Genomic DNA, 5649 nt, shown 5'->3' with positions numbered 1-5649 from the left:
ATCCCAGCGAAGGCTGGGACCGCTATCGGTCTTTAGACGCGAGCTTGCCGAGGAGCCCTTCAGCGCGAGGGGGGCTGTACACGGCCAGCGGTCCCAGCCTTCGCTGGGATGACGGGTGCTGTGCTTCGACGCCGCTCCGGCACCCCTTGTGTACCGGTTAGCCCCTCCTTAAACCCCCGTTGGGTGCCGTTAGGTACCCCTCAGAACGGGAACAGCGCGTCGTAGATCTGCTGGCCCCAGCGGGCCTGCTGCGCGTCGGTCAGCTGGCCGCGGCCGCCGTAGCTGATGCGCGCCTCGGCGATCTGGCTGTGGCGGATCGAGTTGTCGCGGGCGATGTCTTCGGGCCGGATCACGCCGGAAACCACCAGTTCGCGCAGTTCGAAGTTGACGCGCACTTCCTGCTTGCCGCGAATGGCGAGGTTGCCGTTGGGCAGGACGCCGATCACGGTGGCGGCCACGGTCATGTTGATCTGCTCGGACCGGGTGGTGTTGCCGACGCCGACCGCGCTCGACTTCGAATTGGTGCTGACGAGGTTGCCCGGGTCCGGGTTGCCGGGAAGGACTTTGCCGATCTGGCTCTCGAGGCCCAGAAGTGCCGCAATTCCGCCGCCTTCGCTGCCGTTGCGGGTGCGCGTGGTGCTGTTGGCGACCTGGGCGTTGTCGGCGATGTTGATGCGGATCGTGACGATGTCGCCGACGCGCGAGGCGCGCTGGTCGCGGAAGAACGCGCCGCCGCCGGTGCGGAAGAGGGAGGCGCCGCGATCGGCCTCGGCGACCTTGGGATCGCTGCCGTCGGGCGCGCGATCGCCGCTCGCGTGGTTGCCCAGAGAGGGTTCGATGCGCGGGGCCACGGGGGCGCCGGGATCGCTCATTTTCGGCGCTTTTCCGACGTTCTTGAGGCGGCCGACCGAGCCGCAGCCCGCCAGCAGGCTGGCCGAGAGAAGGGCGCAGGTGAGGGCGGCGAGACGCTTGTTCATGAGGGTTCCTACGGAAGCGCGATGCGCACTTCGCCCGTCGCGGCGGCGGTGCCTTCGAGCGTGCGGTTGGTGGCGAGATTGAGGACGCGCACCGGCTCGCCGCGCCCGGCATCGGCAAGCGCGCGGCCGGGCGAGGTGATGCGCAAGGCTCCGGAAACGAGCGCGATCGTCACGTTTTCCCCCCGCCGCACGAGGCGCGGCGCGGCGACGTCGGCAGCGCGGACGGCGGAGCCCGCCATGATGCGGCGGGTCGCTTCCTGCCCGGCGGCGTCGGCCGGGGCGAGGGCGCCGCGCGCGACGGCGGCGGGGACGCGCTGCGTCTCGAAATCGGCGCGCGCCAGCACCTCCCCGCGCTCCACCGTGCGGGCGAGCACCGGCGTGGGTTCCCCCGCGGGCGCGGCGGCGACGGCGACGGCGAGGACGAGCAACGCCGACAGCATCAGACGGTCTGCGTCGAGGTCTGGAGCATCTCGTCGGCGGTCTTGAGCACGCGGCTGTTCATCTCGTAGGCGCGCTGGGCGGTGATCAGCGCGGTGATTTCCGAGACCGGGTTGACGTTCGAGGCTTCGATGAAGCCCTGGCTCAGCGTGCCGTAGCCGGGCTGGCCGGGGGTCGAGACGATGGGCTGGCCCGATGCGCCGGTTTCCTGGAACAGGCTGTCGCCGATGGCTTCGAGGCCCGCCTGATTGATGAAGGTGGCCAGTTCGAGCTGGCCCACGGTCTGCATCTGCGCCTGCCCGTCGAGCTTCACCTGCACCTCGCCGGTCTTGGAGACCGAGACCGCCACCGCGCCCTGCGGGATGGTGATGTCGGGCTGCACGCGGTAGCCGTCGGTGGTCACCAGCTCGCCCTGATCGGACAGCTGGAACGAGCCCGCGCGGGTATAGGCGAGGTCGCCGGTGGGCAGCATGACCTGGAAATAGCCCTCGCCGTCGATGGCCATGTCGTACTGGTTGCCGGTGCTGGTCAGTGCGCCCTGCTCGGTGATGCGATAGACGCCGCCGGTCTTCACGCCCGCGCCGATCTGGATGCCGGTAGGCACCTTGGTCCCGTCCGAGCTGGTCGAGGCGCCGGGGCGGGTTTCCTGCTGGTAGAGCAGATCCTGGAATTCCGCCCGCTGCCGCTTGAAGCCGGTGGTGTTCATGTTGGCGATGTTGTTCGAGATGACGTCGACGTTGGTTTGCTGGGCCAGCATACCGGTCGAGGCGATGGAGAGCGAACGCATGGGCGGTTTCCTTCGGGCTTAGAGCGGCGCGGTCGGGCTGGAATGACGGACAGGGTTTTGCGCGGGCAGTGGCATCGATCAGCCGATCCTGCTGAGGCGGTCGATGGCCTTGCGGCGCATGTCGGAAAGGTCGGCCGAAAGGCGCTGGCTGACCTGATAGGAGCGCAGCACCTCGACCATGCGGGTGGTCTCGGAAATCGGCTCGACGTTGGAGGCCTCGACGCCGCCGCTGCGCAAGCGGGTCTGGGCGGCGGTCATCACAGTGCCGCCGCTGCCGGTGAGGACGCCGTCGCCGCGCGCCTCGAGCATGTTCTCGTCGGCGAAGCCCGTCACCGCGAGGCGGCCGACCGGGTCCTGGCCCGCCATGACGGTGCCGTCGGCGGTGATTGAGACTTGCGCCAGCTGGTCGGCGGGAATGGCGATCGGGCGGCCGTTCTCGTCGAGCAGGCGCTGGCCGCCGGAGGTCGCCAGCTCGCCGCTTTCCAGCACTTTCACGAAGCCCGCGCGGGTGTAGCCGGTGGAGCCGTCGGGCATCTCGACGTTGAGATAGCCCCGCCCCTCGATCATCACGTCGAGCGGGTTGCCGGTGGACTGGAACGCGCCTTGCGCGATGTCGTGGACCTGCCCGTAATCGAGCACGTAGGAGGTTTTCCGCGCGTCCTGCACCGGGGCTTCCTGCGCGTTCTCGACATATTCGTGGAACACCGCCTGCTCGCGCTTGTATCCCGCGGTCGAAACGTTCGCCATGTTGTTCGCGGCCACGTCCAGCTGGCGGCGCAGGGCCTGCTCGTGGCTGAGGAGGACGAAGGAAGAAACGTCCATCGGCGGACCTTTTCGCAAAAATCTTGGGCGAACCCGGAAAGGGCTCTTAATCCCCTATATAGGATTGAAACCGCGCGCGCGGACGCACATGGACAAGCAAGCGGGAATTTTCGAACGGGGTACGCGGAACGTGAGCGACGAAAAGACCGACGATACGTCGGTCGAAAAGGCGGGGGTCGATGAGGCCGGAGCGAAGAAGGGCGGCAAGGTCCGCCTGATCGCGATCGCCGTCGTCGCGGTCGGCATGCTGGCGGGCGCGGGCGGCGTCTACTGGTACATGCAGAAGGGCAGCCCCGATCACGCCGAGGAGAAGCAGGCCGAGGCGGCGCCGGAAGAAGGCGGGGAGGGCGGTCACTCGGCCGACGCCGATCCGTCCGCCTCCTACATCGAAGTCGCGCCGATGATGGTGAACCTGCGTGGCGGCGGGGCTCAGGCCAAGTTCGTCAAGCTGCGCTTCGTCGTCGTCGCCGCAGACGGCAAGACCGACGCGGTCAAGGCGCGCCTGCCGGTGATCCTCGATGCGCTGCAGCCTTTCCTGCGCGAACTGCGGCCCGAGGACCTCAACGGTTCGGCCGCCGTGTTCCGCATCAAGGAGGAGATGATCCGCCGCTCCACCGAGGCGCTCGGCAAGGGCATGGTGCGCGACATCCTCATTCAGGACCTGATCCAGCAGTGAGCGACGACCCCATCAGGCTCGCCGCCGTCGATGGCGAGGCGGTTCCGCGCAAGGGCCTGAAGGCAGTCCTTGAATCCAACGTCATCAACCACGAGCGCCTGCCGATGCTCGAGGTGGTGTGCGAGCGCATGGTGCGGATCTTCGCAACCTCGATGCGCAACCTCACCTCCGACGCGATCGAAGTGAACCTTGAGCGGATCACCTCGGTCCGCTTCGGCGATTTCATGGACAACATCGCGCTGCCCTCGATGTTCGGCGTGTTCCAGGTCAAGCCCTGGGAAAGCTACGGCGTCGTCACGGTGGACGCTGGGTTGATCTACGGCATCGTCGATGCGCTGCTCGGCGGGCGGGGCGGCACGCGCTCGCTGCCGCCGGAGGGGCGGACCTTTACGACCATCGAATCCAGCCTCGTCTCGCGCGTGGTGCAGATGGCGCTGGACGACTTCGCCAGCGCCTTCGAGGAGATCGCACCGGTCGCCATGGGGCTGGAGCGCATGGAACTGAGCCCGCGCTTCGCCGCCATCGCCGAGCCGAGCAACGTCGCCGCCGTCGCGACTTATTCGGTCAACATGGAAGGGCGCGGCGGGGTGTTCTCGGTGCTGCTGCCCTATGCCACGCTGGAGCCGGTGCGCGAGAAGCTGCTGCAGCGCTTCATGGGCGAGAAGGCGGGCCGCGACCGCATCTGGGCCGACCACATGGCGAGCGAACTCTACAACACGCAAGTCGTCGTCGACGTGGTGCTGGGCGAGAAGATGATGCCCCTGCGCGACGTGCGGGGGCTGAAGGTGGGCGATACCATCTCGCTCAGCAACAGCCCGGACGACGCGCTGCAGGTCCATTGCGGCGGGGTGCCGCTGGGCCGCGCGCACATCGGCCAGCGTTCCAGCAACATCGCCATCCGCATGGCCACCGACATCGCCAAGGGGTATCCGAAATGACGCTTGCTACCGGGATCAACCTCGCTCTCGTGCTGATGTGCCTTGTGGTCATGGTGCAGGCGATCCGCATGGACCGCCGCATCCGGGCGCTGCGCGACGGCCACCTCGACCAGGCGGTGGAGAAGCTGGACAACGCCACGCATCAGGCGCGTCTGGTGCTGGCGGAGCTGAAGCGCGTGCTCTCCACCGACGCGGCGGCGCAGGGCGAGATTCTGCAAGCCTCGCGCGAGTTGCGTGACGAGCTTTCGGTAATGGTCGGCGTGGGCAACTCGGTGGCGGAGCGCATCGTCGATGCCGCTGACAAGGCGCGCGCGGCCGAGGCGGGCGTGCGTCGTCGTACCGCGCGCTGGCGCGACGAGGCCGACGCGGTGCTGCGTGCCGAGGCGGAGACGCGGCCCGCAGCGCCTGCGCCCGCGCCGGTGGCGGACGAGGCGCGCGAACTCAGCCGCATCGTGTTCGACCTGACCTCGAAGCGCGGCAATCGGGTAGCATGACTGGGCGCGTGGCATGATCAGGGCTTTGACCAAGCCAACCCGGTTGATGCTGGGCGTCGCGGCGGCGGCGGCGGTGGCGAATGCCATCGCCTTTGCCGCTTCGGCGGACATTGCCGGCGGCGCGCCGACGAGCCGCCTCGGGGCCTCGCTGCAGGATTCGGCAGCGCGGCGGGACAGCACTTCGGCCGCCGAGAAGCGCAGGCTGGAAATGCGCGAGCAGGCGGTGAAGGCCAGCGAGGCGCGGCTTGCGGGACAGGTGCGCCAGCAGCAGGAACAACAGGCCGCCGCCGCGAAGGCTGGGGCCCAAGGCGGTGCAGGGGGCGGAGCAGGGGCGCCCTCGGTGCCTTACGACAACCTCGCGCGGATCTACCAGACGATGAAGCCGAACCGGGCCGGGCCGATCTTCGAGAAGCTCGATATCGAGGTCCAGCGCGAAGTTGCCACCCGCATGCGCGAACGCGCGACGGCGCAGATCATGGCGAACATGTCGCCGCAGGGCGCCGTGGCGCTGTCGATG

General features: G+C 68.5%; 8 protein-coding genes. 4 read left to right on the top strand and 4 right to left on the bottom strand.

All coding sequences use genetic code 11. From position 1 onward, the window contains the following. Positions 1 to 200: 200 nt before the first annotated feature. The 4 genes from flgH to ACYPYD_RS19690 form a co-directional block, all read right to left on the bottom strand. Positions 201 to 977, bottom strand: coding sequence for a flagellar basal body L-ring protein FlgH (gene flgH, locus ACYPYD_RS19705; RefSeq protein ID WP_008830470.1), 777 nt, complete (start codon positions 975 to 977; stop codon positions 201 to 203). A gap of 8 nt (positions 978 to 985) precedes the next feature. Next, the gene (gene flgA / locus ACYPYD_RS19700) at positions 986 to 1417 is read right to left on the bottom strand and encodes a flagellar basal body P-ring formation chaperone FlgA (RefSeq protein WP_459664993.1); all 432 of its coding nucleotides are present in this window, start codon (positions 1415 to 1417) and stop codon (positions 986 to 988) included. Then, a complete protein-coding gene (gene flgG, locus ACYPYD_RS19695) occupies positions 1417 to 2202 on the bottom strand; it encodes a flagellar basal-body rod protein FlgG (protein ID WP_008830468.1) in 786 nt (261 codons plus the stop codon). The genes flgA and flgG overlap by 1 nt, the downstream gene beginning before the upstream one ends. Positions 2203 to 2280: 78 nt before the next feature. Further along, a complete protein-coding gene (locus ACYPYD_RS19690) occupies positions 2281 to 3024 on the bottom strand; it encodes a flagellar hook-basal body protein (RefSeq protein ID WP_008830467.1) in 744 nt (247 codons plus the stop codon). Between the two features lie 130 nt (positions 3025 to 3154). Between ACYPYD_RS19690 and ACYPYD_RS19685 the strand changes: the two genes are divergently transcribed. The 4 genes from ACYPYD_RS19685 to ACYPYD_RS19670 form a co-directional block, all read left to right on the top strand. Then, complete coding sequence (locus tag ACYPYD_RS19685) at positions 3155 to 3700, top strand: flagellar basal body-associated FliL family protein (RefSeq protein WP_037519534.1); 546 nt, start codon at positions 3155 to 3157, stop codon at positions 3698 to 3700. Then, positions 3697 to 4638 (top strand): flagellar motor switch protein FliM, encoded by a 942-nt coding sequence (fliM, locus tag ACYPYD_RS19680; RefSeq protein ID WP_008830465.1) that lies wholly within the window; start codon positions 3697 to 3699, stop codon positions 4636 to 4638. The genes ACYPYD_RS19685 and fliM overlap by 4 nt, the downstream gene beginning before the upstream one ends. Then, entirely contained in the window at positions 4635 to 5132 is a 498-nt protein-coding gene (locus ACYPYD_RS19675; protein WP_008830464.1) for a DUF6468 domain-containing protein, read from the top strand. Before fliM ends, ACYPYD_RS19675 begins: the two co-directional genes overlap by 4 nt. Positions 5133 to 5145: 13 nt before the next feature. Then, positions 5146 to 5649, top strand: a 504-nt coding sequence (locus ACYPYD_RS19670) for a MotE family protein (protein ID WP_459664991.1), incomplete at its 3' end; no start/stop codon positions are given.

This window comes from Novosphingobium sp. 11B (assembly GCF_054589055.1).
This window is presented reverse-complemented; position numbering and strand designations above follow the sequence as displayed.

Excerpts from the sequence above, each read along its gene's own strand:
- flgG (WP_008830468.1), bottom strand. The coding sequence starts at position 2,202 with ATGCGTTCGCTCTCCATCGCCTCGACCGGTATGCTGGCCCAGCAAACC.
- flgH (WP_008830470.1), bottom strand. The coding sequence starts at position 977 with ATGAACAAGCGTCTCGCCGCCCTCACCTGCGCCCTTCTCTCGGCCAGC.
- ACYPYD_RS19675 (WP_008830464.1), top strand. The coding sequence starts at position 4,635 with ATGACGCTTGCTACCGGGATCAACCTCGCTCTCGTGCTGATGTGCCTT.
- flgA (WP_459664993.1), bottom strand. The coding sequence starts at position 1,417 with ATGCTGTCGGCGTTGCTCGTCCTCGCCGTCGCCGTCGCCGCCGCGCCC.
- ACYPYD_RS19690 (WP_008830467.1), bottom strand. The coding sequence starts at position 3,024 with ATGGACGTTTCTTCCTTCGTCCTCCTCAGCCACGAGCAGGCCCTGCGC.